This window comes from Streptosporangium becharense (assembly GCF_014204985.1).
Taxonomy (GTDB): domain Bacteria; phylum Actinomycetota; class Actinomycetes; order Streptosporangiales; family Streptosporangiaceae; genus Streptosporangium; species Streptosporangium becharense.
This window is the reverse complement of sequence record NZ_JACHMP010000001.1, coordinates 4,570,215-4,596,511: the sequence shown is the minus strand read 5'-3', so window position 1 is coordinate 4,596,511 and position 26,297 is coordinate 4,570,215. Positions and strand designations below refer to the sequence as shown.

Annotated in this window: 21 protein-coding genes and 1 tRNA gene; 8 read left to right on the top strand and 14 right to left on the bottom strand. The window is 71.3% G+C overall.

Features of this window, described 5'->3' with window-relative positions; all coding sequences use genetic code 11:
• Position 1 precedes the first annotated feature (1 nt).
• The gene (locus F4562_RS20345; protein ID WP_184544746.1) at positions 2-769 is read right to left on the bottom strand and encodes a 3'(2'),5'-bisphosphate nucleotidase CysQ; all 768 of its coding nucleotides are present in this window, start codon (positions 767-769) and stop codon (positions 2-4) included.
• Positions 769-2,154, bottom strand: a complete 1,386-nt coding sequence (locus F4562_RS20340; RefSeq protein WP_184545124.1) for a sugar transferase — start codon at positions 2,152-2,154, stop codon at positions 769-771. The genes F4562_RS20345 and F4562_RS20340 overlap by 1 nt, the downstream gene beginning before the upstream one ends.
• Before the next feature lie 199 nt (positions 2,155-2,353).
• Here F4562_RS20340 and F4562_RS20335 point away from each other — a divergent pair, with 199 nt between their 5' ends.
• On the top strand, positions 2,354-2,860 hold the full coding sequence (locus tag F4562_RS20335; RefSeq protein ID WP_221207502.1) for a 3'-5' exonuclease family protein: 507 nt from the start codon (positions 2,354-2,356) through the stop codon (positions 2,858-2,860).
• A gap of 8 nt (positions 2,861-2,868) precedes the next feature.
• Here F4562_RS20335 and pth read toward each other — a convergent pair whose 3' ends face one another.
• The 5 genes from pth to F4562_RS20310 form a co-directional block, all read right to left on the bottom strand.
• The gene (pth, locus tag F4562_RS20330; RefSeq protein ID WP_184544742.1) at positions 2,869-3,474 is read right to left on the bottom strand and encodes an aminoacyl-tRNA hydrolase; all 606 of its coding nucleotides are present in this window, start codon (positions 3,472-3,474) and stop codon (positions 2,869-2,871) included.
• Positions 3,475-3,550: 76 nt separating this feature from the next.
• Positions 3,551-4,159 (bottom strand): 50S ribosomal protein L25/general stress protein Ctc, encoded by a 609-nt coding sequence (locus F4562_RS20325; RefSeq protein WP_184544740.1) that lies wholly within the window; start codon positions 4,157-4,159, stop codon positions 3,551-3,553.
• A gap of 401 nt (positions 4,160-4,560) precedes the next feature.
• A complete protein-coding gene (locus F4562_RS20320; protein ID WP_184544738.1) occupies positions 4,561-5,538 on the bottom strand; it encodes a ribose-phosphate diphosphokinase in 978 nt (325 codons plus the stop codon).
• 94 nt (positions 5,539-5,632) lie between these two features.
• Complete coding sequence (gene glmU / locus F4562_RS20315; protein ID WP_184544736.1) at positions 5,633-7,084, bottom strand: bifunctional UDP-N-acetylglucosamine diphosphorylase/glucosamine-1-phosphate N-acetyltransferase GlmU; 1,452 nt, start codon at positions 7,082-7,084, stop codon at positions 5,633-5,635.
• 167 nt (positions 7,085-7,251) lie between these two features.
• A tRNA-Gln gene (locus F4562_RS20310) sits at positions 7,252-7,323 on the bottom strand.
• A 329-nt stretch (positions 7,324-7,652) separates the two neighbouring features.
• Between F4562_RS20310 and F4562_RS20305 the strand changes: the two genes are divergently transcribed.
• From F4562_RS20305 to F4562_RS20290, 4 genes are all read left to right on the top strand, one after another.
• Positions 7,653-8,594 (top strand): acyl-CoA desaturase, encoded by a 942-nt coding sequence (locus tag F4562_RS20305; RefSeq protein ID WP_184544734.1) that lies wholly within the window; start codon positions 7,653-7,655, stop codon positions 8,592-8,594.
• 221 nt (positions 8,595-8,815) lie between these two features.
• Positions 8,816-9,868, top strand: a complete 1,053-nt coding sequence (locus F4562_RS20300; protein WP_311734148.1) for a TetR family transcriptional regulator — start codon at positions 8,816-8,818, stop codon at positions 9,866-9,868.
• A 62-nt stretch (positions 9,869-9,930) separates the two neighbouring features.
• A complete protein-coding gene (locus F4562_RS20295) occupies positions 9,931-11,994 on the top strand; it encodes an RNA degradosome polyphosphate kinase (protein WP_184544732.1) in 2,064 nt (687 codons plus the stop codon).
• Positions 11,987-12,865, top strand: coding sequence for an NUDIX hydrolase (locus tag F4562_RS20290; RefSeq protein ID WP_184544730.1), 879 nt, complete (start codon positions 11,987-11,989; stop codon positions 12,863-12,865). Before F4562_RS20295 ends, F4562_RS20290 begins: the two co-directional genes overlap by 8 nt.
• 57 nt (positions 12,866-12,922) lie before the next feature.
• Here the strand turns inward: F4562_RS20290 and F4562_RS20285 are convergent, their stop codons facing one another.
• Both F4562_RS20285 and F4562_RS20280 read right to left on the bottom strand, forming a co-directional pair.
• Complete coding sequence (locus F4562_RS20285) at positions 12,923-14,395, bottom strand: CYTH and CHAD domain-containing protein (RefSeq protein ID WP_221207501.1); 1,473 nt, start codon at positions 14,393-14,395, stop codon at positions 12,923-12,925.
• 118 nt (positions 14,396-14,513) lie between these two features.
• Positions 14,514-15,278, bottom strand: coding sequence for a trans-aconitate 2-methyltransferase (locus F4562_RS20280; protein WP_246473491.1), 765 nt, complete (start codon positions 15,276-15,278; stop codon positions 14,514-14,516).
• Positions 15,279-15,334: 56 nt separating this feature from the next.
• Here F4562_RS20280 and F4562_RS20275 point away from each other — a divergent pair, with 56 nt between their 5' ends.
• Positions 15,335-15,886: a MarR family winged helix-turn-helix transcriptional regulator gene (locus F4562_RS20275; protein WP_184544726.1), complete on the top strand. Its 552-nt coding sequence runs from the start codon at positions 15,335-15,337 to the stop codon at positions 15,884-15,886.
• A 70-nt stretch (positions 15,887-15,956) separates the two neighbouring features.
• Here the strand turns inward: F4562_RS20275 and F4562_RS20270 are convergent, their stop codons facing one another.
• The 3 genes from F4562_RS20270 to rsmA all read right to left on the bottom strand — a co-directional run bounded on the left by F4562_RS20270 (position 15,957) and on the right by rsmA (position 19,877).
• A complete protein-coding gene (locus F4562_RS20270; RefSeq protein ID WP_184544724.1) occupies positions 15,957-17,771 on the bottom strand; it encodes an ABC-F family ATP-binding cassette domain-containing protein in 1,815 nt (604 codons plus the stop codon).
• A 195-nt stretch (positions 17,772-17,966) separates the two neighbouring features.
• Positions 17,967-18,887 (bottom strand): 4-(cytidine 5'-diphospho)-2-C-methyl-D-erythritol kinase, encoded by a 921-nt coding sequence (locus F4562_RS20265; protein WP_184544722.1) that lies wholly within the window; start codon positions 18,885-18,887, stop codon positions 17,967-17,969.
• Between the two features lie 129 nt (positions 18,888-19,016).
• Complete coding sequence (rsmA, locus tag F4562_RS20260) at positions 19,017-19,877, bottom strand: 16S rRNA (adenine(1518)-N(6)/adenine(1519)-N(6))-dimethyltransferase RsmA (protein WP_184544720.1); 861 nt, start codon at positions 19,875-19,877, stop codon at positions 19,017-19,019.
• A 227-nt stretch (positions 19,878-20,104) separates the two neighbouring features.
• Here rsmA and F4562_RS35085 point away from each other — a divergent pair, with 227 nt between their 5' ends.
• Positions 20,105-21,805: a serine/threonine-protein kinase gene (locus tag F4562_RS35085; protein ID WP_311734147.1), complete on the top strand. Its 1,701-nt coding sequence runs from the start codon at positions 20,105-20,107 to the stop codon at positions 21,803-21,805.
• Positions 21,802-23,319, top strand: a complete 1,518-nt coding sequence (locus tag F4562_RS20250) for an FG-GAP repeat protein (RefSeq protein ID WP_184544718.1) — start codon at positions 21,802-21,804, stop codon at positions 23,317-23,319. Before F4562_RS35085 ends, F4562_RS20250 begins: the two co-directional genes overlap by 4 nt.
• Positions 23,320-23,446: 127 nt before the next feature.
• Here F4562_RS20250 and F4562_RS20245 read toward each other — a convergent pair whose 3' ends face one another.
• Together F4562_RS20245 and metG are read right to left on the bottom strand one after the other, a co-directional pair.
• A complete protein-coding gene (locus F4562_RS20245; RefSeq protein WP_184544716.1) occupies positions 23,447-24,304 on the bottom strand; it encodes a TatD family hydrolase in 858 nt (285 codons plus the stop codon).
• A gap of 163 nt (positions 24,305-24,467) precedes the next feature.
• Positions 24,468-26,246: a methionine--tRNA ligase gene (gene metG / locus F4562_RS20240; protein ID WP_184544714.1), complete on the bottom strand. Its 1,779-nt coding sequence runs from the start codon at positions 26,244-26,246 to the stop codon at positions 24,468-24,470.
• Positions 26,247-26,297: the final 51 nt, after the last annotated feature.

The window sequence follows — 26,297 nt, the reverse complement described above, 5'->3', positions numbered from 1 at the left end:
ATTAGCGGTGCAGATCCCGGATTCCAGCGAGCAACGTTGGTGCCAGTCCAGGTAGGGAAACCAGGATATCCGGCAGTGAGGGGTCACCTTGGTTATAGATCAGTGACGCGCCGTCGATACGGCTGGCGTGGGCTCCGGCGGCGAGAGCCACCGCGACGGGCGCGGCGGAGTCCCATTCGTACTGGCCACCGGCGTGGACGTACGCCTCCACCTCACCGGTGAGCACCGCGGAGATCTTGGCACCCGCGGAGCCGATCGGCACCAGGTCGGCGCCGACCAGAGCCGCCAGATCGCGGACGAACTCCGGCGGGCGGGTACGGCTGACCGCTATCCGCGGCCGGGCACCGGACCTCGGGGCGGGCGGGGCCGGGGGCTCGGCGGTGGAGAGAGTGCGGCCCTGGGCGGGCAGCGCCACGGCTCCGGCCACCAGTGCGCCACGCTCCCAGAGCGCCACGTGGACCGCCCAGTCGGCGCGGCCCTCCTCCGCGAACTCCCGGGTGCCGTCCAGCGGGTCGACGATCCAGACCCGCTCGGCCCGCAACCGGCGGGAGTCGAGACGCTCCTGGCTGGTCGCCTCCTCCGACAGCACGCTGTCGTCCGGACGCAGCCGCGCCAGCGCCTCCATCAGGAACAGGTGGGAGGTGAGATCGCCCTCCTTGCGCAACGCGGACGGTTCGGCGAAACCCCGCTCCGCGCGCAGGGCCGCCAGTTTCTCACCGGCTGTCGTCGCCAACTCCGCGGCGAGTGCGTGATCGTCGCGAACGGTCATCAATATGCTCCTGCTCCTCGCGCGACGGCCGACCAGGTTTTCCATAGAATTTGCAGGTCCAGGGTGAGAGACCAGCTCTCCACGTAACGCAGGTCCAACCGTACCGATTCCTCCCATGACAGATCCGACCGGCCGCTCACCTGCCACAGGCCGGTCATCCCGGGCCTGACCAGCAGCCGGCGGCGGACGTCGTCGCCGTAGCGGGCGACCTCCTCGGGCAGCGGCGGGCGGGGACCCACCAGTGACATGTGCCCGAGCAGCACATTGATGAGCTGGGGCAGCTCGTCCAGGGAGTGGCGGCGCAACCGGGCGCCGATCGGGGTCACCCTGGGGTCGTTGCGGATCTTGAACAGCACGCCCTCGCCGTCACCGGTCAGGCCGATCCGCCACCGCTCGGCGTCGGCGCGCATCGTCCGGAACTTGTAGATCGTGAACTCGGCGCCGTCGCGGCCCACCCGGGTCTGCCGGAAGAACACGGGCCCCGGGCCGGAGAAGCGCACGGCCACGGCCACCCCGGCCAGCAGCGGCGACAAGACCACCAGCAGTATCCCGGCCCCGAACCGGTCGAACAGGTTCTTGATCGCCTGGCGCAGACCGGAGATCTCCGGATGGTCGACGTGGAGCAGCGGCAGCCCCGCCGCCGGGCGGATGGTGATGCGCGGCCCCGCCACCTCCATCAGCGCGGGAGCCACGATCAGGTCGGTGTCGGTCTTCTCCAGTCGCCAGGCCAGCCGCCGCAGTGCCACACCGTCCAGCTCCGGACAGGCCAGGACGGCCACGGTGTCCGCGGCGGCCTGCCCGACCACGAGCGGGACGTCGGAGAAGTCACCCAGCACCGGGACCCCCTCCACCTCGCCCGTACCGCCGTGCGGCGCGCAGACGCCCACGACTTCCATGCCGTGGTAGCGCTCGCGGCGGAAGCGGCGGACCAGTTCGGCGACGGCCGCCCGATGCCCCACCGCCACCACCCGCCGCATGCATCCGCCCTGTGCCCGCCTGCGGTGCAGGGAACGGCGCAGGAGGCAACGCGCCAGGATGGTGAGCGACGTCGTCAGCGGGATCGCCAGCACCACGTAGCCGCGGGCCACCTCCGTCCTGGTGAGGTAGGCGCCGACCGCGAGCGCCGCGGTGAGCATGAAGCCGCAGTGCAGGACCCGCTGAAACTCCTCCGAGCCCAGGCCGATGAGGCGCGGCTCGTAGGCGCGGTTCAGCGCCACCGTGCAGACCCAGACGACGGGCAGAAACGCGCTTGCCACGACGTACGGGGTGACATAGGGAGTAACCTCACCGAATCGAACGATCAACGCCGTCGCCCCCGCCAGGGCGGCGCAGCCCGCGTCGGCGGCGACGGCCAGCACCCTGTGCTCCCGAACCCAGCCGGGCATGCGTCGGCGGCCGGCCGGGGTGGCTCCCGGAACCGCGTGGACGGCGGCCACGTCACGCACACACTCCCCCCTGAGTGACTACTTGACTACGAGCAGTCACCGAATGGTAGCGACACATGGAAGGGCAGGAAAGTTGAAGGCCGAAACGTACATCTCTGTAGATATTGAGGCCGATGGCCCCATTCCCGGGCCGTATTCGATGGTGAGCTTCGGAATGGCCGTCGCGGGACGCATGACCGGGAAGGTGTTCGAGCCGGTCGACCCGGAGTCCCAGACCTTCTACGCCGAACTACGGCCGATCAGCGACGACCACGTGCCCGAGGCGCTGGCCGTCAGCGGGCTGGACCGGGAGACGCTGATCCGCGAGGGACGCGACCCGGCCGACGCGATGCGCGAGGCCGCGGCGTGGATCCGGGGGGTACGCGGTGGCGGCATGGCGGTGCTGGCGGCCTACCCGCTCTCGTACGACTGGATGTGGATCTACTGGTACTTCATGCGCTTCACGGGCGCCTCACCGTTCGGGCACTCGCGGTGCATCGATCTCAAGACGCTGTACGCCGCGAAGGCGGGCGTGCCGATCGGGTGGGCCACCAAGCGGCAGATGCCACGGCACCTGCTCTCCGACAGGCCGCACACCCACAACGCGCTCGACGACGCGATCGAGCAGGCGGAACTGCTGCAGAACCTGATGGCCTTCGACGGCTGACCGGCCGCCTACCGGGGAGGCCCGGAGATCTTCAGGTCGCCGGCGTGGAAGGTGTTCTGGGTCTGCTCCAGACCCACCTTGATCAAGGACTCCACCACGTCGGCGGCGCGGTCGACCAGGAAGGCGAGATCCTTGCGCTCGGCGGTGGCGAAGTCGCGCAGCACGTAGGCCGCGGCGTCCATCCGGCCGGGCGGGCGGCCGATGCCGAACCGCACCCGCAGGTAGTCCTTGGTCGCCAGCGACCTGGTGATCGACTTCAGCCCGTTGTGGCCGTTGTCGCCGCCGCCCAGCTTGGCGCGGAGCGCGCCGTAGGGGATGTCGAGCTCGTCGTGGACCACGACCACCCGGGCCGGGTCGACCTTGTAGAAGTCGGCCAGCGCCTTGACCGGACCACCCGAGAGGTTCATGAACGACAGCGGCTTGGCCAGCACCGCGGGGACGCCCGCCAGACGGCCCTCCAGCACCTCGGCCCGCGACCGGTGCGCCTTGAACCGTCCGCCGGCCCTGGCGGCGAGCTCGTCGAGGACCATGAAGCCGGCGTTGTGACGGTTCCCGGCGTACTCCGGCCCGGGGTTTCCCAGGCCCACGACCAACCAGCGGTCCACGGGCGGCATCCCTTCGTGTGCGTCAGGGTCACATGCGCGTCAGGGCGGCCCGGTGATGGACCGCCCTGACGAACCTCGCGGAGAACTACTCGGCGGCCTCGGCGGCCTCGGCCGACTCGGCGGCGGCCTCACCCTCGGCGGCCTCGCCCTCGGCGGCCTCGGCGGCGGCCGGAGCCGAGACGATCAGCACCATCGTCTCCGGGTCGGCGACCAGGGTGGTGCCCTGGGGCAGCTTCAGGTCGCCGGCGGTGACGTGGGCGCCGACCTCCAGGCCCTCGACGTTCACCTCGACGCCCTCGGGGATGTGGGTGGCCTCGGCCTCGACCGAGACCGAGACGAGCTGCTGGTCGAGGATGCCGTCGGCGATCTCGCCCGTCACGGTGACGGGGATGTCGACGGTGACCTTCTCGCCACGCTTGACCAGCAGCAGGTCGACGTGCTCGAGGAAGCCCTTGATCGGGTCACGCTGGACGCCCTTGGGCAGCGCCAGCTCGGTGACCGCACCCTGGAGACGGATCAGCACGTTCGGCGTACGCAGGGCGAGCAGGAGCTCGTGGCCCGGCAGCGTCAGGTGCTGGGGGTCCGTGCCGTGCCCGTAGAGGACGGCGGGCACCTTGTGCTCGCGACGGATCTTGCGGGCGGCGCCCTTGCCGAACACGTCCCGCTGCTCGGCGTTGATTACCACTTCGGACACGACGGATCTCCTAGGGATCTTTGAGAATCGGAAGGGTGCGCTCCCCCTCACCCGCCCTAGCGGAAGGCGTTACGAGCGCACGCAACCTCACCACTCTACCGTGCTTATGGCGACGCTGGCGCGTCGCGGCTCTGTGCTTATGGCGACGCTGGCGCGTCGCGGCTCAGGTGCTCTTACCCGGCTCCTTCCCTCGTCGCTCATCCGCTCCGCTCCTTCGCTCCTCAGTCCAGTCGCCGGCGCACCTTCGCAAGAGCATGGCGACGCTGGCGCGTCGCGGCTCAGGTGCTCTTACCCGGCTCCTTCGCAGGAGCATGGCGACGCAGGCGCGTCGCGGTTGGGAAGAGGGGCGCTCCCCGGCCGGGGCCGGGGAGCGCGGGGTCGGGAGTCGCCTTCGCAGAGGGTCAGGAGTCGCCTTCGAAGAGGCTGGTCACCGAGCCGTCGTTGAAGACCTCCGTGATCGCGCGGGCGATCAGCGGGGCGATCGACAGCACGGTCAGCTTGTCGAACCTCTTGTCCTCGGCGAGCGGCAGCGTGTTGGTGACGATGACCTCGGAGATCCCGGAGTTCTTCAGCCGGTCGACCGCGGGGTCGGAGAACACGGCGTGCGTGGCGGCCACGATCACGTCGGTGGCGCCCTGCTCGTACAGCGCGTCGGCCGCCTTGCAGATCGTGCCCGCGGTGTCGATCATGTCGTCGATCAGCACGCAGGTGCGGCCGCGCACCTTGCCGACGACCTCGTTGACCTTCACCTGGTTGGCCACGTCGAGGTCACGGCGCTTGTGGATGAAGGCCAGCGGAGTGCCCAGGGTCTCCGACCAGCGCTCGGAGAGCCTGACCCGCCCGGTGTCCGGGGAGACCACGGTGGTCGTCCTCAGGTCGAGCTTGTCCTTGAGGTAGTTGACCAGGACGGGCATGGCGAACAGGTGGTCCACCGGGCCGTCGAAGAAGCCCTGGATCTGCGAGGTGTGCAGGTCGATCGACATGAGCCGGTCGGCGCCCGCGGTCTTGAACAGGTCCGCCATCAGGCGGGCGGTGATGGGCTCGCGACCGCGGCTCTTCTTGTCCTGGCGGGCGTAACCGAAGAACGGCATGATCACGGTGATCCGCTTGGCGGAGGCGCGCTTGAGCGCGTCCACCATGATCAGCTGCTCCATGATCCATTTGTTGATCGGCCAGGTGTGGCTCTGCATGATGAACGCGTCGCATCCCCGGACGGACTCCAGGTAACGGGCGTAGATCTCTCCGTTGGCGAAGTCACGCAACGTGGTCGGGGTCGCCTCCACGCCGAGATGACTGGCCACCTCGTCCGCGAGCTCGGGATAGGCCCGGCCGGAGAAGAACATCAGGTTCTTCTCACCGGTCTGCCTGATGCTGCTCATGCCGTCCCCCTCATCAGACGGCCCACCGGCGCCTTCGCGACGTCGATGCGCCCGCTGGCCCGTGCGTGCCCGATGGCTCGTCGGCTTCGCTGACTCACGTCCTGCTCCCCTGTTGTTTCCCGGCCTCGGCGGCCCGCAGCGCCGCCTCCGCCGATCTGGTGCCCGCGCGCCTGCGCACGACCCACCCTTCAATGTTGCGCTGCCGCCCGCGGGCCACTCCGATGGCCCCTGCCGGGACGTCACCGTCGATGACCGAGCCCGCGGCGGTGTATGCGCCGTCGCCGATGTTCACCGGCGCGACGAGCATGGTGTCGCACCCGACGAAGGCGTGCTCGCCCACCGTCGTGTGGTTCTTGTTGACGCCGTCGTAGTTCACGAAGACCGTCGAGGCGCCGATGTTGGCTCCGGCGCCGATGGTGGCGTCGCCGACGTAGGAGAGGTGGGGCACCTTCGCTCCCTCGCCCACCTTGGCGTTCTTCATCTCGACGTACGTCCCCGCCTTGGCCTTGCGGGCGAGCACGGTGCCCGGCCGCAGGTAGGCGTACGGGCCGACGAGAGCGCCGGGGCCGATCTCGGCCTCGACGCAGACCGCGTTGCGCACCACGGCCTCCGCGCCGACGACCGTGTCGGTGAGCGTGGTGGCCGGGCCGATCTCGGCGCCCTCCGCGACGGTCGTGCGGCCGTGCAGCTGGGTGCCGGGGTGGACGACCACGTCGGGTTCCATGGTCACGTCCGCGTCGACCCAGGTGCTGGCCGGGTCGATCACCGTGACGCCCGCCCGCATGTGCGCCTCCAGGATGCGGGAGTTGAGCACCCTGCGGGCGGAGGCGAGCTGGACGCGGTCGTTGACCCCCTCCACCTCCACGTGGTCGGCCGCGACGTGCGCGCCGACCCGGTGGCCTTCCTTGCGGAGGATGGCCAGGACGTCGGTGAGGTACTCCTCGCCCTGGGCGTTGGCGGTGGAGACCCGCTTGACGGCGTCGGCCAGCAGGAGCCCGTCGAAGGCGTAGACGCCGGAGTTCATCTCCCTGATGGCCCGCTGCTCGGGCGTGGCGTCCTTCTCCTCGACGATCTTCAGGACCGCCCCCGTGTCGTCGCGGACGATCCGGCCGTAACCGTAGGGGTCGGGCACCTCCGCGGTCAGGACGGTGACGGCGTTGCCGTCGTCGTCGTGCCGGCGGAGCAGCCCGGCGAGGGTCTCGGTGCGCAGCAGCGGCGTGTCGCCGTAGGTCACCAGGACGGTGCCACCGATGGCGCCGAACACGTCCAGGACGGTGCGGACGGCGTGGCCGGTGCCCCTGCGCTCGGTCTGGATGACGGTCTGCGCGTCGGGGCTGGTCACGGCCAGATGGGCGCCGACCCGCTCCCTCTCGTGACCGATGACGACGACGAGCCGCTCGGGTTCGAGCCCGCGGGCGGCGGTGAGCATGTGGTCGACCAGGGCACGGCCGCACAACTCATGCAGGATCTTCGGTGTTCTCGACTTCATCCGGGTGCCCTCGCCTGCGGCGAGGACGATGACGGCGGCCGGGCGCGGCACACTCACGGACGAGGCTCCCTCGGCGTCGCGGCTGAGACATGGCGAACAGCGACGACGAACGGCTACCGCTGGGGCACCGCACCGTCATCGCCTCGACAACGTGAGGATACCTTCCCGTCCGGGAACCCACCCAGCCGACTAGCCGAGCCAAGAAAGATGCATATAAGGGATAGCTCCGGCACCAGGACTCGAACCTGGACAACAAGAACCAAAATCTTGCGGGCTGCCAATTACCCAATGCCGGACCGACCGCGCGATCACATCAGTTCCACACGCCCGGGATCCCTACGATACCGAGCCCCCGATGCCGAACGCGCCTCGATTCAGGGTGCCACCCACCTCCCCGGGCGATCAAGTGTGCCCGCGGCCCGGCGCAGGAAGGCTCGTCCTCTCGTTTAGCGCACGAGCAGGGGGCAGAGCAAGGAGGAGGACGTGAAGCCACCCGGGAACCCGTGGCCGGGAGTCATCTTCTGCCTGTTCGGAGTGCGGGGATTCCTTACTTACGATGGCGTAGGTTACGGTGGCGTAGCCGCACAGAGTGTCCGTCTCCCTTTCTACGCTCGCGAGGTAGCGCATGACCGTTATCGCAGAACGATCCGGCCCGGGTCCCAAACCCGATGTGGATCCGGAGCCGAAGACCCGCCCCGAGATCATCACGTTCATGGTGGTCGTGGCCCTGCCGCTGATCGCACTGGCCGCGGCCGTCCCGTTCGCGTGGGGATGGGGGCTGAGCTGGTCCGACATCGCGATCACGGTCGTCCTCTATGTGATCACCGGGCTGGGTGTCACCGTCGGCCTGCACCGCCACTTCACGCACGGCTCGTTCAAGGCCAAGCGCCCGTTGAAGATCGCCCTCGGCATCGCCGGCAGCCTGTCGCTGGAGATGTCGGTGCTCGACTGGGTGGCCACCCACCGCAAGCACCACAAGTTCTCCGACAAGGAGGGCGACCCGCACTCGCCGTGGCGTTTCGGCACCGGCTTCGTGGCGGTGAGCAAGGGCCTGCTCTGGGCACACATGGGCTGGCTGTTCGAGGCCGACCGGGCCAACCGTGAGAAGTACGCCCCCGACCTGGTCAAGGATCCGGACATCATCAAGCTGCACAAGTTCTTCCCGGTGCTGGCGATCACCTCGCTGATCCTGCCGGCGGTCCTGGGCGGCCTGCTGACCTGGTCGTGGTGGGGTGCGGCGACCGGCTTCTTCTGGGGCACCCTGGTCCGGATCGGCCTGCTGCACCACGTGACGTGGTCGATCAACTCCATCTGCCACGTCTTCGGCGAGGAGGTCTTCGAGTCGCGGGACAAGTCGCGCAACGTGTGGTGGCTGGCCATCCCGTCCTTCGGCGAGTCCTGGCACAACCTGCACCACTCCGACCCCACCTGTGCCCGCCACGGCGCGCTGAAGGGGCAGATCGACCTCAGCGCCGGCGTGATCCGCATGTTCGAGAAGGCTGGCTGGGCCTACGACGTCCGCTGGCCCACTCCCGAACGGCTGGCCGCCAAGCGCATCTCCGCCTGACCGGCACCGGCTCGGGACGGGCCGCCCGAGGGCGGCCCGCGACCCCCGCGGCCCCGTGCCGCCGCGCCGCGACGGCGTGGCACGCTCCGACATCCCCCACAGAAACCGGCGGTACGACGATGCCCACCGAGCACGCGACGACGGCCGGAACGGCTGTGACGATTCGGCCGACCACGGGTGCGGGTCCTTCCCCCCGATCCGGGGGCGCCATCATTAAGACTGTGAGCGAACCCCGGCGACGAATGTCAGGCAAGGAACGCCGCGAGCAGCTGATCCAGATCAGCCGGACCCTGTTCGCGGAGAAAGGGTTCGACGGCACGTCGGTCGAAGAGATAGCGGCGACCGCCAACGTCTCGAAACCCGTGGTCTACGAGCACTTCGGTGGCAAGGAGGGCGTCTACGCGGTCGTCGTCGACCGTGAGATGCAGAAGCTCCTGAGCATGGTCACCGAGGCGCTGTCGGCGTCACACGCGTTGATCAAGCTGGAACGCGCCGCCCTGGCCCTGCTGGCGTACGTGGAGGAGAACAGCGAGGGTTTCCGGATCCTCGTCCGCGACTCGCACGCCGCCTCGGGCACCGGCACGTTCGCCAGCCTGATCAACGACATAGCGAGCCAGGTCGAGGACGTCATGGTCGCCGAGTTCGCCGAGCGCGACTACGACCCGAAACTGGCTCCGATGTACGCGCAGATGCTGGTCGGCATGGTCGCCCTGACCGGCCAGTGGTGGCTGGACGTGCGCAGACCCCCGCGCGAGGAGGTTGCCGCGCACCTGGTCAACCTCGCCTGGAACGGCCTGACGGGTCTCGATCCCCGGCCCCGGCTGTCGTCCTCCCTGCGCGGCCTGGAGCACCGCCGGTCCGCCGTGTCCGCGCGTCCGGCCGAGCTGCGGCCCGCGCCTCCCCGGCCGACCGACAAGGAGCTCCGGGAGCTGGAGAAGACGCGTGAGCGCGAGCTCAAGGAGCAGGAGAAGGCCCGTGAGCGCGAGCAGCGCGAGGCCGACAAACTCGCCCGAGAGCTGGAGAAACAGCGGCAGCGCGAGCTCAAGGAGTTAGAGAAGGCTCGCGAACGCGAGCTCAAGGAGCAGCAGAGGGCCCGTGAGCGCGAGCAGCGCGAGGCCGACAAACTCGCCCGAGAGCTGGAGAAGCAACGGCAGCGCGAGCTCAAGGAGCAGGAGAGGATCCGGCTCCGGGAGGCCAGGGCCGCCGAGCGCGAGGCGGCCAGACAGGCCAAGCTCACCGCCTCAGGCAGGCAAAATCTTGAAGCGACGCAGTAAGCAACAGCGCCCGTTGAGCCGAAGTTAACGTTCCGTTCAATCAAAGCGGGCATTCTGGTCATATGTCCGCTGAAGTCGCCGGTTTCGCTCCCGATGGTCTCCCCCTCCCCCAAGAACGCTTCCTCAACCGCGAGGAGAGCTGGCTCCAGTTCAACCAACGGGTGCTGGAGCTGGCGGAGGACCCCGCCCTCCCCCTGCTGGAACGGGTGCGATTCCTGGCGATCTTCGCCAGCAACCTGGACGAGTTCTTCCGGGTGCGGGTGGCCGGTCTGAAGCGGCGGATGGCCACCGGCCTGCTGCTGCGCACCAAGAGCGGGCTCAAGCCCCGCGAGGAGCTGGCCAGGATCGCCTCCATCGCCAACGAGCTGGCCCAGCGGCACTCGGCCTGCTTCCAGGGGCGGATCTGCCCGCAGCTGGCCGCGGAGGGCATCGAGATCGTCCGCTGGGACGACCTCGGCCGCGACGAGCGCACCGAGATGCGCAAGCTGTTCCGCGAACGGGTCCGGCCGGTGCTGACGCCGCTGGCCGTCGATCCCGCCCACCCCTTCCCCTACATCTCCGGCCTCTCCCTCAACCTCGCCGTCACCGTGCGGAACCCGTCGACGGGCAACACGGTCTTCGCCCGGGTGAAGGTGCCCAGCCAGCTCCCCCGCTTCGTCGCCGCCTCGGCCAACCGGTTCGTCCCCCTGGAGGACGTGATCGCCGCCCACCTCGGGCAGCTGTTCAAGGGCATGGAGATCGTCGAGCACCACGTCTTCCGGGTGACCCGCAACGAGGACCTGGAGGTCGACGAGGACGTCACCGAGAACCTCATGCAGGCCCTGGAACGCGAGCTGCTCAAGCGCCGCTTCGGGCCGCCGGTCCGGCTGGAGGTCGAGGACACCATCACGCCCGAGGTGCTCGACCTGCTCGTCGACGAGCTGGGCGTGGCCGACCACGAGATCTACCGGCTCCCCGGCCCGCTGGACCTGACCGGCCTGCACGCCATCGCCGACCTCGACCGGGGCGAGCTGAGCTTCCGCCCGTTCGTGCCCGCCGAGGTCGTCCACGTGGAGGACGACATCTTCGCGGTGCTGCGCGAGCGGGACGTGCTGCTGCACCACCCGTACGACTCCTTCGCCACCAGCGTGCAGCGGTTCATCGAGCAGGCCGCCGCCGACCCGCACGTGCTGGCCATCAAGCAGACCCTCTACCGGACCAGCGGCGACTCGCCGATCGTGGACGCGCTGATCGACGCCGCCGAGGCGGGCAAGCAGGTCGTCGTGGTGGTGGAGATCAAGGCCAGGTTCGACGAGCACGCCAACATCAGCTGGGCCCGCAAACTGGAACGGGCCGGCTGCCACGTGGTCTACGGCGTGGTCGGGCTGAAGACCCACTGCAAGCTGGCACTGGTCGTACGCCAGGAGCCCTCGGGCGAGCTGCGCAGCTACTGCCACATCGGCACGGGCAACTACAACCCCAAGACCGCCAGGCTGTACGAGGACCTGGGTCTGCTCACCGCCGACCGGCTGGTCGGCGAGGACGTCACCGACCTGTTCATTCACCTGACCGGCTACTCCAACCACTCCGCCTACCGCCGGCTGCTGGTCGCCCCGCACTCTCTGCGCGGCGGGCTGCTGGCCAGGATCGAGCGGGAGATCGCCCATCAGGAGGCGGGCCGCCCGGCCAGGATCAGGATGAAGACGAACTCCCTGGTCGACGAGCCGATCATCGACGCCCTCTATCGGGCCTCGCGGGCGGGCGTCCAGGTGGACCTGTGGGTACGTGGCGTCTGCACGCTGCGTCCCGGCATCCCCGGGCTCTCGGAGAACATCCGGGTCAGGAGCGTGCTGGGCCGGTTCCTGGAGCACTCCCGGATCTACGAGTTCGGGTACGGCCGCCGCCCGGAGGTCTGGTTCGGCAGCGGCGACCTGATGCGCCGTAACCTGGATCGCAGGGTGGAGGCGCTGGTCAAGGTCTCCAGCCAGCAGCACCGCGTCTACCTGAGCGACCTGCTCGACCGGGCGATGTCCGACGACACCACCACCTGGTGGCTCAACTCGGACGGGACCTGGACCCGGCACACCGGTGACGACCTGCAGACCCACCTGATCGGCACGCGGCGGTGGAGGACCATCGATGACTGAGCCGGACGCCTTCCCCGCCGGCCTGATCCGGGCGGCAGGGGCCGTGGTGTGGCGCGGTCCGGAGACCGCGCCGGAGGTCGTCCTCGTCCACCGGCCCAAGTACGACGACTGGTCGTTCCCGAAGGGGAAGCTGAAGCCCGGCGAGCACGTCGTCGCCGCCGCGCTGCGCGAGGTGGCCGAGGAGACGGGGGTGACCGTGGAACTCGGCCGCCCCCTGCCGACGAGCCGCTACACGAAGGGCGGGCGGCCCAAGCGCGTCGACTACTGGCTGGCCCGGATGGTCGCGGACGAACACCTGGCCGACGGGAACGAGGTCGACCGGGTCGCCTGGCTGCCGGTGGCGGAGGCGAGGCGGCGGCTGACGTACGAGGCGGACCGCGGGCTGCTCAGCGCGTTCGACGAGGCGCCGCCGGCCACCACCCCGCTCGTCCTCGTCCGGCACGGACTGGCCGGCGACCGGCACGAGTGGGACGGCCCCGACGACGAGCGGCCGCTCGACGAGACCGGCCGCCGGCAGGCCGGCGTCCTGGCGGACGTGCTGGACGCCTTCCGCCCCGCCGAGCTGGTCAGCTCCCCCAGCAGGCGGTGCGTGCAGACGCTGGAGCCGTACGCCGGGCGGGCCGGGCTCGGCGTCCGCCTGGAACCCCCGCTGTCGGAGACGCGCTACGACCCGCGGGCCTGCCTGCGCCTGGTCTCCGAGGCGCTGGCCTCGGACCGTTCCACGGTGCTCTGCAGCCACGGCAAGGTGCTGCCCGACCTGATCTCCAGGATCGACGACCGGCCGGGCGACACGCACCTGGGCAAGGGCGCCTTCATGGTGATGCACCACCGCGACGGTCGCGTCGTCGGCGTGGAGCGCCACCTCACCTGACGCACCTCACCTGACGGAGGACCGGCCCGCCGCCGGAGGGGACGGCGGGCCGCGAGATCAGAGCAGGTCGGCGACCGCGGCGACGGTCTCGTCCCAGATCCGGGGGAACTCGTCGTGGGCGTGCTGGGCGGCGGCCCGTTCCAGGCCGGTCAGCACGCCGCAGGTGAAGGTGTCCTCCCCCGCCAGCCGGGCGGCGGCGGCCTCGGCGGCCAACCGCTCCTGGGCGACCACGCCGTCCTGGTGGGTGCCGAGCACCTCCTGCACGTCCTCGGCCCGCTTGGCCAGCTTCTTGTTACCGAGAGCCTCGGCGGTGTAACGGGCCCGCTTGGCCGCCTTGCGCACCTCGTGCATGGCGATCTCGCGCTCGGCGAGGTCGTCGATGGCCTGGGCCGCCTCGTACGCCCTGGTGACCCGCCGCCAGGTCTTGGCCGCGACGGAGTCCAGGGTGCCGGCGGGCTTCCCGGCCGCCTTGGTGAGCACGGGGGTGGCGACCAGGTCGTCCAAGGCGTCGAGCAGGGCGAAGTAGCGCTCACCGCCGAGCGCCTCCCTGATCCGGTCGTAGGCCTCGTGCTCGCGGTCCAGCAGGTCGGAGCTGAGGCGGCTCCTGACCGGGCCCACGACGAGCGGGTCGTCCAGGGTGTCGAGCCGGTGGGCGAACCGCTCCCTGATGACCTCCAGGTCGCGGGCCTCGCCCAGGACCTCACCGAGCCACTTGAGCTCCTCCTGGAGGCTCCCGGTGCTCTCGACGACCGTCTTGAACGACTTCAGCGCGCTGCGCAGCCGCCGGGCGGCGACCCGCATCTGGTGCACGGCCTCCTCCTCCGACCGCCGGACCCGGGGATCCTGGGAGAGCAGCGCCTGGACCTGGGAGGTGAGGTAGCCGACGACGACCTCGCCGGCCGACCCCGGCCCGGTCTCCGCCCGCCGCGGCGCGGAGACCGATCCGGCTGCCTCCAGCAGGCGCGCGAGCTTGCTGGCCGAGGCGGCGGGAGCGGCCCCGGCCTTGCCGAGCCGCTTGCCGACCTTGCCCAGCAGCTTCTCGTCCCCGTTCAGCAGCTCCGCCTCCACCTCGCGCCAGCGCTCGACGTGCGAAGCGTCGCCGAACACCGTGCCCTTGACCCGGTCGTCGGCGACCTCGACCAGCCGCACGCCCGCGCCGTTGACCAGCGTGGTGACCGAGCGGCGGGTGTCCAGCTCGGCGACGGGCACCAGCGGGGCGCCCCTGGTGTAGGCGAGGACGAGATCCGCCAGCTCGACTGGGACGATCTTGGTACTCCGGGTCAGCGGATGGGTGATCTCCTGGCGGACGCCCCTGGCCTTGGGGAGTTTGAGGTGCCAGCCCGGGTCGGTGCCGCCCCTACGCCGCCGCAGGGTGATCCCGCGCGCGGCGAGCCGCAGATCCGGGGTGTCGAAGTAGAGAGCGACCAACTGGTGGCTCTTCGGCCCGACGGCCTCCGTGACCCCCGGCAGACCGGTCAGCTTGGGCAGCTCGTAGTCCGCCGGTACGTCGAACTTGTCTTCTATCTCCATCGCCACAGGTCATCCCCTGGTTTGCCTGAGTATCCACCGCTTCCTCGCAGTCTTCATCACTGCTCTGCCAGCCGTCCAGGAAACCTGGCGCGGTGCGTGGAACCGGCGGCACCCACGGTCAGCGGCGGGCGACGACGAAGATCCGGCGGAAGGGGAAGACCGTGCCGTACGGCCTACGGGGATACGCCTCCCGCAGCAGAGCGGCGCAGTCGGCGAGGAACTCGGCCGCCTCGCCGGGGTCCAGCCGGTCGAGCATGGGACGCAGGGTGGTGCCGCTGATCCACGACAGCACCGCGTCATCACCGGTGAGCACGTGCAGATAGGTGGTCTCCCAGGCGTCGACGCGGCAGCCGAGCCCGGTGAGCAGGTCGAGGTAGCCGCCCGGGTCGTCGACCGGGGCGGGCCGCACCAGGTCGCCCAGCCGGTCACGCCACGGGCCCAGGCACAGCTCGCGGACCAGGGCGTGGCTGGGGGCGTCGAAGTTGCCCGGGACCTGGAAGGCGAGCCAGCCGCCGGGGGCGAGCGCCTCCGTCCAGCGCGCCAGCACCTCCCGGTGTCCGGGCACCCAGTGCAGGACGGCGTTGCAGACGATCACGTCCACCGGCCGGTCGGGCCGCCACCGAGTGACGTCGTCGACGGAGAAGGTCAGCCGGTCGCCGGCCGGGGCCTCGGCGATCATCGCGGGCGAGGAGTCGAAGCCGTGGACGTGGGCCCCGGGCCAGCGCCGGGCGAGCCACCCGGTGAGCTCGCCGGTGCCGCATCCGGCGTCGACCACGTAGCCGGGCCGCTCCGCGGCTATCCTGGCGACGAGGTCGAAGAACGGCCGCGAGCGCTCGTCGGCGTGGCGTCTGTAACTCTGCGGATCCCACATATCTCTTGACATCAAGACATGTGATACCCGGCAAGATATCTCGATGTCAAGACAGATACACTCGCGTCATGACCCCGCACCACCCGGACCACGACTCCGGGCGTCCCCCCGGCTCGCAGGACGAGGTCGACCGCCTGGTCGCCGCCTGGCGCCAGGAACGGCCCGACCTCGACGTGGAGCCGCTCCAGGTGCTCAGCCGGGTCTCCCGGCTCGCGCGTCACCTCGACCGCGCCCGCCGCGCCGCCTTCGCCGAGCACGACCTGGAGACCTGGGAGTTCGACGTGCTCACCGCTCTGCGCCGGGCCGGCGAGCCGTACGAGATGAGCCCGGGTGCGCTGCTGCGCGCGACGCTCGTGACGTCCGGGACGATGACCAACCGGATCGACCGCCTCGCCGCGGCCGGTCTGGTCAGGCGCCGTCCCGACCCGGAGGACCGGCGCGGGGTCCTGGTCTCGCTGACCGACGCGGGACGGACCCGCGTGGACGGCGCCTTCGCCGACCTGCTGCGCCGCGAGCGCGACCTGCTGGCCGGCCTCGGAAAACGCGAACAGCAGGTCCTTTCGGACCTGCTGCGCACGCTACTCGTCCCTTTCGACGCCACGGACCCCGGAGCGCACTGACCTCTCTGCCCCGCGGGCACGGACCAAACCACCCGCGGGCCATGATCTTCCGGTGAGCCCGGCGACCGGCTCAGCCGCCGAGGCGGTCGGCCAGCTCCAGCCACTCGGACTCGATCGTGTCCTTCTCCGCGAGGATCTCCTTCAGCTCCGCGTCGAGGGAGGCCAGACGGCCGTAGTCGGAGGCGGCGTCGGCCATGGCGGCGTGCAGCTTGGCCTCACGGCCGCTCAGCCGGTCGAGCTGGCGCTCCAGCCGGGAGAGCTCCTTGCGGAGCTCCCGCTCCTCCTTCGTCGACAGACCGGACGCGACGGCGCCGTCTCCGGCGGCCGGGGCCGCGCTCTCGTCAGGCACCGGCGCCGAGCCGGACGCCGCCCTCGCCGACAGCGCTCTGCCGGAGGAACGGCGGGCGAGATACTCGTCCACCCCGCCGGGGAGCATCGACAGCCTGCCGTCGCCCAGCAGGGCCACGACCCGGTCGGCGACCCGCTCCAGGAAGTAGCGGTCGTGGCTGACCAGGATGAGCGTGCCGGGCCAGCCGTCGAGCAGGTCCTCCAGCTCGTTGAGCGTCTCGATGTCGAGATCGTTGGTCGGCTCGTCGAGCAGCAGCACGTTGGGGTCGTCCATGAGGAGACGCAGGAGCTGCAGACGGCGCCGCTCGCCGCCGGACAGGTCGCCGACGACCTTCCACTGGGCCTCACCCTTGAAGCCGAGGCGCTCCAGCAGCTGGGAGGCGGTCCACTCCTTCTTCCCGACCTGGACGTACTTGCGCACCTCCTCGACGCTCTCCAGCACCCGGCGTGCGGGGTCGAGCTCGCCGAGCTCCTGCGACAGGTGCGCCAGACGGACCGTCCGGCCGCGCACGACCCTGCCCGAGTCGGGCTGGACAGTGCCCGCGAGCAGGCGGAGCAGCGAGGACTTGCCCGACCCGTTCACCCCGATCAGGCCGATCCGGTCGCCGGGACCGAACTGCCAGGTGGCCCGGTCGAGGACCTGCGGGCCTCGGCCCGGCCCTCCGGCGTGCAGGGTGACGTCCTCGAGGTCGTAGACCGTCCGGCCCAGCCGGGCGGCGGCGAACTTGACCAGCTCGACGCTCTCCCGGGCGGGGGGCTCGTCGGCGATCAGCTCCTGCGCCGCCTCGATGCGGAACTTGGGCTTGGAGGTGCGCGCGGGCGGGCCGCGGCGCAGCCAGGCGATCTCCTTGCGCATCAGGTTCTGCCGGCGGGCCTCGGCGGCCGCGGCCACCCGGGCACGCTCGGCCTTGGCCAGCACGTACGCGGCGTAGCCGCCCTCATAGCGCTCGACGGAGCCGTCGACGACCTCCCAGGTCCTGGTGGAGACCGCGTCGAGGAACCACCGGTCGTGCGTGACGACCAGCAGCGCGCTACGGCGTCCCGACAGGTGACCGGCCAGCCAGTCGATGGCCTCGATGTCGAGGTGGTTGGTGGGCTCGTCCAGGATGATCAGGTCGTGCTCGCCGATGAGCAGCCTGGCCAGGGCCGTACGGCGTCGCTCACCACCCGACAGGCTTCCGGCGGGGGCGTTCAGGTCGACGTCGCCGAGCAGGTTGGCGAGGATCTCACGGATGCCCGCGTCGCCCGCCCACTCGTGCTCCTGCCTGCCCCCCAGGACGAGGTCGCGCACCGCGCTCTCCGGGTCGAGGTCGTCGCCCTGCGAGAGCGTGGCGACCTGGAGCCCCCGGTTGTGCGTGACCCGGCCGCTGTCGGGCTTGAGGTCGCCGGCTATCACCGAGATGAGGGTGGTCTTGCCGCCGCCGTTGCGGCCGACCACGCCGATGCGGTCGCCCGCCTCGATGCCGAGGGAGACGTCGCTGAGCAGAGGCTTGGGACCGTAGGAGTGGGAGACCGACTCAAGATTGACCAGATTCATCGCTTCACAAGGGTATCCGCTCCCGGCTCGTCCGGCCTCCGGCCGGGGACCGCCGGCCGGGCCCGGGGTGGGGTCTGCCCGGCCGGCCGGGCTCAGGGCCAGGCTCAGGGGGCGAACCCGGGACCAGGCTCAGGGGGCGGGCCCGATCGGCGGCCGGGCCCGGGTCGGGCCCGGCCGACGGGTGAGGGCCCGGGGTCAGGTCCGGTCGGCGCGCTGGACGACCGTCGGGCCGGGGACGGGACCATGGGCGGTGATGACCTCGCGCGCGACCCCGGCGCCGCGCAGGGCGGCGGCCAGCTCGCCCGCGTGCGACTCGGACTCGGCGAGGAACGCGCAGGTGGGCCCGGAACCGGAGACGAGCGAACCGAGTGCGCCGTGCTCACGCCCGGCGTCCAGGGTCCGGGCCAGCGAGCGGCGGAGCATCACGGCGGCGGGCTGCAGGTCGTTGGCCAGCTCGGCACCGAGGGCCTTGGCGTCGCCGGCGCGGAGCGCGGCCAGCAGGGCCTCGCTGGCCCTGGGCCACGCGGCCCGTTCACCGGTCGCCTCGCGCAGGCGGTCGCACTCGGCGTAGACCGAGGCCGTGGACAACCCGCCGTCGGCGAGCGCGAACACCCAGTGGAACGTGCCCGAGACCTCCAGCGAGGTCAGCCGCTCGCCCCTGCCGGTGCCGACGGCCGTGCCACCGAGCAGCGCGAAGGGGACGTCGCTGCCGATGTCGGCGGCGATCTCCAGCAGATCCTCCTGCGGCAGGCCGAGCCCCCACAGCTCGTTACAGGCCACCAGCGCGGCGGCCGCGTCGGCGCTGCCGCCGGCCATGCCGCCCGCCACCGGGATCGCCTTGTGGATGACCAGGCTCACCCCGTAGGAACGCCCCGCGTGGCGGGCCAGGGCGAGCGCGGCCCGGATGGCGAGGTTGTCACCGTCCTCCGGCACCTGGTCCGCAGAGTCGCCCTCCACCCTGACGCTCATCCCCGTCTCGGCGGTGGCGGTCACCTCGTCGAAGATCGAGACGGCGTGGAAGACGTTCACCAGGTCGTGGTAGCCGTCATCACGCAGCGGCCCCACAGCAAGCTGCAGGTTGACCTTCGCGGGCACACGGACGGTCACACGGTTCATTTGTCCCTCTTGGGCTTGGGCGCTCGCTCATCGGTCACGACGTCAGATCGTAACGGGCACCCCTTCCCGCCCATGTAAACGCACTGACAAATCCCACTATGCAGGGCTTTCAGCGACCCGATGCTCCACCTATGCAGGGTTTTCAGCGGCTCGATGCTCCGCGATCCGGGTGAAGTCCTCCACGGTGAGCTGCTCACCGCGTGCCGACGGGTCGACCCCCGCGGCGCGCAGCACCCGCTCGGCCTCGGCGGCCGAACCGGCCCAGGAGGCCAGGGCGGCGCGCAGGGTCTTGCGGCGCTGGGCGAAGGCGGCGTCCACCACGGCGAAGACCTCCTCCCGGGTCGCCCGGGTGGCCGGAGGATCCCGGCGAACCATCGAGACCAGCCCGGAGTCGACGTTGGGGACCGGCCAGAAGACCGAGCGGCCGACCGAACCCGCCCGGCGGACGTCCGCGTACCAGGCGGCCTTCACCGAGGGCACCCCGTAGACCTTGGAGCCGGGAACGGCCGCCAGCCGGTCGGCGACCTCCGCCTGGACCATGACCAGCACGTTGCGCAGCGACGGCAGCGCCTGGAGCAGGTGCAGCACCACCGGGACGGACACGTTGTACGGCAGGTTGGCCACCAGCGCGGTCGGTTTCTCCTCCGGCAGGTCCTCGGGAAGGAGCCGCAGGGCGTCGGCGTGCACCACGGTCAGCCGGCCGGCGGCCTCCGGGGCGTGCTCGGCGACGGTGCGCGGCAACTGCTCCGCCAGGACGGGATCGATCTCCACCGCGACCACCCCGCGGACCTCGGGGAGCAGCGCGAGGGTGAGCGACCCAAGCCCGGGGCCCACCTCGATCACCACGTCGTCGGGGCTCAGACCGGCCACGCGCACGATCCTGCGGACCGTGCCCCCGTCGATCACGAAGTTCTGGCCCAGCTTCTTCGTGGGCCGGATATTGAGCTTGTCCGCCAGAATACGTATTTCAGCGGGGCCGAGAAGGCTCATGCTTGATTCCTCGCGCGACGGCTCGACCCGGCCCACGCCGGTCGACCGTGTCCGGTGCTGACTCGTCTACCACTTTCACCCAATGGTGCGCTCCGATGCCATCCGACAAGTCTCCCGCATCGGGGGCCGTGCGCGGGCACGCGGAGAAGACGGAGGGTTCCGTTGTGGATAACGTTGCCGTACGGGGGATCGCCAGTGAGAGAGGGGACCTTCCCGGTGAAGAGGTCGTGAACCAGCCCGGCGCCGAGCGGCTCCGGCCCACCGACCCCGAGCAGGTGGGCGACTACCGCCTGCTCGGACGCCTCGGCGAGGGCGGGATGGGAACCGTCTACCTCGCGCTGGCGCCGACCGGCCGGCCGGTGGCCCTCAAGGTGGTCAAGGCCGAGTTCGCGATCGAGGAGGGGTTCGCCGCGCGGTTCCACGCGGAGGTGGCGAACGCCCGGCGGGTGGCCTCGTTCTGCACCGCCCAGGTGCTCGACAACGGCGACGACGACGGCCGGCCGTACATGGTCACCGAGTACATCCCCGGCACGCCGCTGTCACGGCAGATCGCCGAGCACGGTGCCCTGGAGCCCGGCACCCTGCACGGGGTGGCCCTCGGGGTGGCCGCGGCGCTGGCCGCGATCCACGTGGCGGGGCTGGTCCACCGCGATCTCAAGCCCGCCAACGTGATCCTGTCCATGTCCGGGCCCCGCGTGATCGACTTCGGCATCGCCCGCGCTCTCGACGCCACGCACAGCTTCACCCGCTCCGGCGAGGTGATGGGCACCCCCGGCTGGTGGGCCCCCGAGCAGGTCCGCGGGCTGGGCGTCACCCCGGCGGCGGACATCTTCGCCTGGGGCTGCCTGGTCGCGTACGCCGGCAACGGCCGCCACCCCTACGGACGCGGCGACATGATGACCATGGCCACCCGGGTGCTCACCAGGCCGCCCGACCTGGGGGCGCTGCCCGCCCCGCTCAACGACCTGGTCCGCCGCGCCACCGCGATGGACCCGCTCCAGCGGCCCAGCGCGCAGGACCTGCTGATCGCCCTGGTCGGCGGCGGGATCACCACCGCGGCCCCGGTGCGGGCGGAGCCGCCCGCACTGGCCGCCACCGGGCTGCTGAACGAGTCGTGGCAGCCGCCGGCCAACGTGGAGCCCGACTCCACCCAGACCCTCAGCGTGCTGAACGCGCAGGTGGGACGGCTCACCGGCGCACCTCCGGAACCCGTTCGGGCCCCGCTCCACGAGCCCGCCTCGGAGGCCGCGACGTCGCCGTCCCGCCCGTTCGCCGTCCCGGCACCCCCCGGACCGCACCACCCGCCGGACCGGACGCCGACCCTGCCTCCGTCCGGCTCCCCGGCCCCGGCCGAGCCCGGCCCGGCGGAGGGTGCGATGGACGGGCCGGTGGACGGCCCGGCGGAGGGTGCGGTTGACGGCGCGCGGACGGCGACGCGCAGGCGCCCGCTGCTCGCCGCGTTGGCCGTGCTCGCCGCGCTCGCCGTCACGGCCGTCGTGCTGGTCTCCACCGGCGGCGGGCAGGAGACGCGGACCGGCGGTACCGGCGTCGGCGACGTGGGCCGCAGGATCATGGTCGGCCCCTTCGCCGCGGGCCCCCAGATGATCATTCCGAGTGCTCCGGTCTGCGGGCTGGCCGACTACCGGGGGGCCGCCCCGGAACGGGGCCGCTTCTGCGTGATCCCCTGGACCCTGGTCAACACCGGTGGTGAGCAGGTGCCGCTCAGCCGCACCCCGCTCAGCCTGGTGGACGACCGCGGCGGCACGCACGCCCCGGCACGGGTCTCCACGGGCCCGCCGGTCGCCCTGCCCCCAGGGGCCAAGGTCGACGGCGTCCTGGTCTACGACATACCCCCGGGCCGCGGGCCCGCCGCGCTGACCGGCACCGTGGTCGAGGGCGGGCAGCGGATCGAGGTGAAGTTGTCATGAGGTTCCTGCTCCCGCTGCTGGTCGCGGTCGCGATAGGGCTTCCGGCGGGCACGGCGCCCGGCGGAACCGGCACGGGCACGACGCCCGGCGGAGCGGAAACCGGGATCACGGCACCCGGCAGAGCGGAAACCGGGATCACGGCGCGGACGGCGCCCGGCGGCGAGGTCCGGACCGCGATCAGCGCGGCGGCGTGGACGGAAGCCGGTGCCGGGCATGCCGCCGACTGCGCCGGCGCGGGCACCGCCGACTTCGACGGCGACGGCGCGGACGACTTCGCGGCCGGTGACCCGTTCGCCTCCTCCGGAGGTCTGGCCGGCGCGGGCGCCGCGTACGTGCTGCTCGGCCGGGGGGACAGCGGCAGGGCCGTGACCGCCGACGGGGTGCGGGCGGGCGACGGGTTCGGCTGGTCGGTGCGCATGGCGAAGGTCGACGCCGACGGTTGTGCCGACCTGCTCGTCGGCGCCCCGTACACCGATGTGGCGGGCCGCGAGGACGCGGGGGCGGTCTACGTGGTGTACGGGGGACCGCGGCCCAGAACGGTCCGGCTGGTGGCCCCCCAGCCCGAGGCCGGCGCCCACTTCGGATGGTCCCTGGCCTCCGGCGGAGCCCTGGTGGCGGTCGGCGCGCCGCACGAGGACGCCGACGGCACGGGTGACTCCGGCGCCGTCTACCTGTTCGACACCGGCTCGCCCGGCCCCGGCCGGCGTGTCACCCAGGAGACGGAGGGAGTCCCCGGCAACGGCGAGGCCGGTGACATGTTCGGCTGGTCGCTGGCGGTCGGCCGGATGGGCGGCGTCGCGGGCGAGCCGGACCTGGCGGTCGGGGCGCCGTACGAGAACGACGACGGGGCGGGACGCCAGGACGGCGGCGGCAACGCCGACTCGGGGTCGATCGCGGTGATCTTCGATGTGCGCGCACCCCGCGACGCGTACACGAGCAGGAAGTGGGACCTCCGCCGGGTCGTCGCGGCCCAGGCCGGCGACCGGTTCGGTTACGCGATGGCCTACGCCGAGGACGGCGGCATCGGCTACCTCGCGGTGAGCGCGCCTCTCGGCGACGGCGGCGGGGTGAAGGACTCCGGCCTCGTCCGGCTCTTCCGGGCGACCGGAACCGAGGAGCTCACCGCCACGGCCACGTTCCACCAGGGCGGCGGAGGCGCGACCGGCGAGGGGTACGGCCTCTCGCTGGCGCTCACCGCCGAGGGCGGCGCCAGGCTCGCCGTCGGCGTTCCCCTGGACGGCCCGGACCGGCGGGGCGGCGTGCACCTGGTGCCCCTGGCCGACCCCGGCCGGGCCCGGCTGATCGCTCCGGGCCGGGCTGGCGACCTGTTCGGCTGGTCGGTGGGGTTCGGCGGCAACCGCCTGCTCGTCGGGGCACCCGACCGCGACGGCTCGGGCGCGGTGACCGTGCTGGGCCGCAACGACACCGAGGGCACCACGCTCTCCCCGGGCGCCGGCGGGGTGCCCACGCCCACTGGCGGCACCGTGACCGACTTCGGCGCCTCGGTCGGCTGAGAGCCTCGATCGGCTGAGACCGGGGGCGTCCCGGCCGAATGGAGACCGGGGCGTCCCGGGATGGGCGTGCGGGCGTGGTGCGCCTCGCGCGACCCGGTCACCGGGTCGCGCGAGGCGCCGCGGAGCGTCACCAGGCGCCGAAGACGGTCTCCCCGTTGGCGCTGACGGCCGCGGCGAGGCCGGCCAGGTCCGTCTCCTTGACGTCGGCGAGGCAATGCAGCGTCAGCGGGATGAGGTAAGGCGCGTTGGGCTTGCCCCGGTGCGGCGCCGGAGGCAGGTAGGGTGCGTCGGTCTCGACGAGGATCAGCTCCACTGGCGCGATCCGCGCGGCCTCGCGGAGGTATCCGGCGTTCTTGTAGGTGACCGGGCCGGAAAAAGACATGAAATATCCGGCTTCGGCGCACTTTTTGGCCAGTTCGGCGTCACCGGAGAAGCTGTGGAAGACGACGACGTCCGGGGCGCCCTCCCCGGCCAGCACGCGCAACACGTCGTCGTGGGCGTCGCGGTCGTGGATGACCAGGGCCTTGCCGGTCCGCTTGGCGATCTCGATGTGCGCCCGGAAGCTCGCGTGCTGGTCGTCCTTGGACGCCCAGTCGCGGTAGTAGTCGAGGCCGGTCTCCCCCACCGCCCTGACGTGCGGCAGGCGGGCGAGCGCCTCGATCTCGGCGAGCGTCTCCGGCGTCGAGGCGTGCGCCTCGTTGGGGTGGATGGCCACCCCCGCGTAGACGTCGGCGTGGAGCGCGGCCGTCTCGGCGTTCCACCGCGAGGACGGCAGGTCGTAGCCGATCGTGACGAGCCGGGTCACGCCGACGGCCCGGGCGTCGTCGAGGATCCCCTCGACGCTCGCCCGGGCCGCCTGGGCGGCCTGTGCGACCGGATCACCCGAGGACGCCTGGCGGTTGCCCACCATGATGTCCAGGTGACAGTGGCTGTCGAACACCTCTGCGGGGAGGGGCTCGGGGGCGGCGGGAGTCGTCGTGCTCACGTCCTCCAACCTACCGAGGTCCCGCCCCCGGGCTCGTCCCCTCCAGACGGCTCACCTCTCCGGCGGCTCACCCCGCCGGGCTGCTCACCCCTCCTGCCGGCTCCCCCTCCAGGCCGTTCACCACCCGGTGGCTCACCCGCCGGGCCGTTCACCACCCGGTGGCTCACCCCTCCAGACGGGCGAGCTCCTCGTCGACGACCTTCGGGTCGAGCTTGGCGAACAACCGGGCCGGCGGAGCCAGCGGGAGACCCGCCTTGAGCGGCGAGTGCTCCCAGCGGGCGGCGCCCTCGTAGGAGCCGGTGATGATCGGGTAGGTCCGGTTCTCCTCGTCGACCTCCCGGACCTCGGGCATCCCCGACCAGACGCCGGTGCCGCCGAGCATCGCGTAGATCTTGTTGGAGGAGGTCGGCAGGAACGGCGTGAGTAGCGTCTTGACGTCGTCGACGACCTGCAGGGCGACGTGCAGGATGGACTTGACCCGCTCGGGGTCGTCCTTGATCTTCCACGGCTCCTGCTCGGCCAGGTACCGGTTGGCCTCACGGACGACGTCGAACGCCTCGGTGGCGGCGTTCTTGAACCGGGAGCGCGCGAGCTCGGCACCGACCTTGGGGAAGGCGGCCCTGCTCCGCGCCAGCAGTGCGCGGTCGGCGTCGGTGAGGTCGCCCGCCTCGGGGATGACCCCGAAGTTCTTGGCCGCCATCGAGATCGACCGGTTGACCAGGTTGCCCCAGGCCGCCACCAGCTCACCGTTGTTGCGGTTGACGAACTCCGACCAGGTGAAGTCGGTGTCCTGGTTCTCCGGACCGGCCACCGCGATGTAGTAGCGCAGCGCGTCGGCGTCGTAGCGCGCCAGGAAGTCGCGCACGTAGATGACGACCTGACGGGAGGAGGAGAACTTGCGTCCCTCCATGGTCAGGAACTCGCTGGAGACGACCTCGGAGGGCAGGTTGAGCGCGCCGAGCGAGCCCGGTGAGCCGCCCCGGGAGCCCTGACCGTTGTAGCCGAGCAGCATCGCCGGCCAGATCTCCGCGTGGAAGACGATGTTGTCCTTGCCCATGAAGTAGTAACCGCGCGCCTCGGGGTTCTGCCACCACTGGCGCCAGGCGTCGGGGTCGCCGGAGCGGCGGGCCCACTCGATGGAGGCGCTCAGGTAGCCGATGACGGCGTCGAACCAGACGTAGAGCCGCTTGTTGGCCTGGTCGTTCCAGCCTTCCAGCGGAATCGGCACGCCCCAGTCGAGGTCACGGCTGATCGCGCGGGGCTGCAGGTCTCCCAGGAGGTTGAGGGAGAACTTCAGCACGTTGGGCCGCCAGTCGCCCTGCTTGGACTGGAGCCAGGAGCCCAGCACCTCGGCGAAGGCGGGCAGGTCGAGCATGAAGTGCTCGGTCTCCACGAAGATCGGGGTCTCACCGTTGATCCTGCTGACCGGGTTGATCAGCTGGATCGGGTCGAGCTGGTTGCCGCAGTTGTCGCACTGGTCGCCCCGTGCGCCGTCGTAGCCGCAGATCGGGCAGGTGCCCTCGATGTAGCGGTCCGGCAGGGTGCGGCCGGTGGAGGGCGAGATGGCGCCCATCGTGGTCTTGGGGAAGATGTAGCCGTTGGCGTGGAGCCCCTTGAAGATCTCCTGCGCCACCGCGTAGTGGTTGGCCGTCGTGGTGCGGGTGAACAGGTCGTAGGAGAGCCCCAGCGCCTGGAGGTCTTCGACGATCACCCTGTTGTAGCGGTCGGCGAGCTCGCGGGCGGTCACGCCCTCCTTGTCGGCCTGCACCTGGATGGGGGTGCCGTGCTCGTCGGTCCCGCTCACCATCAGGACCTTGTTGCCCGCCATCCGCTGGTAACGGCTGAAGACGTCGGACGGCACGCCGAACCCGGAGACGTGCCCGATGTGGCGGGGGCCGTTGGCGTAGGGCCAGGCGACCGCGGTCAAGATGTGCTGGGACATGGCCCCCAGCCTAAAGGACGCGGGCTCGGCCCTTGGTGCGCTCCCGGCTCC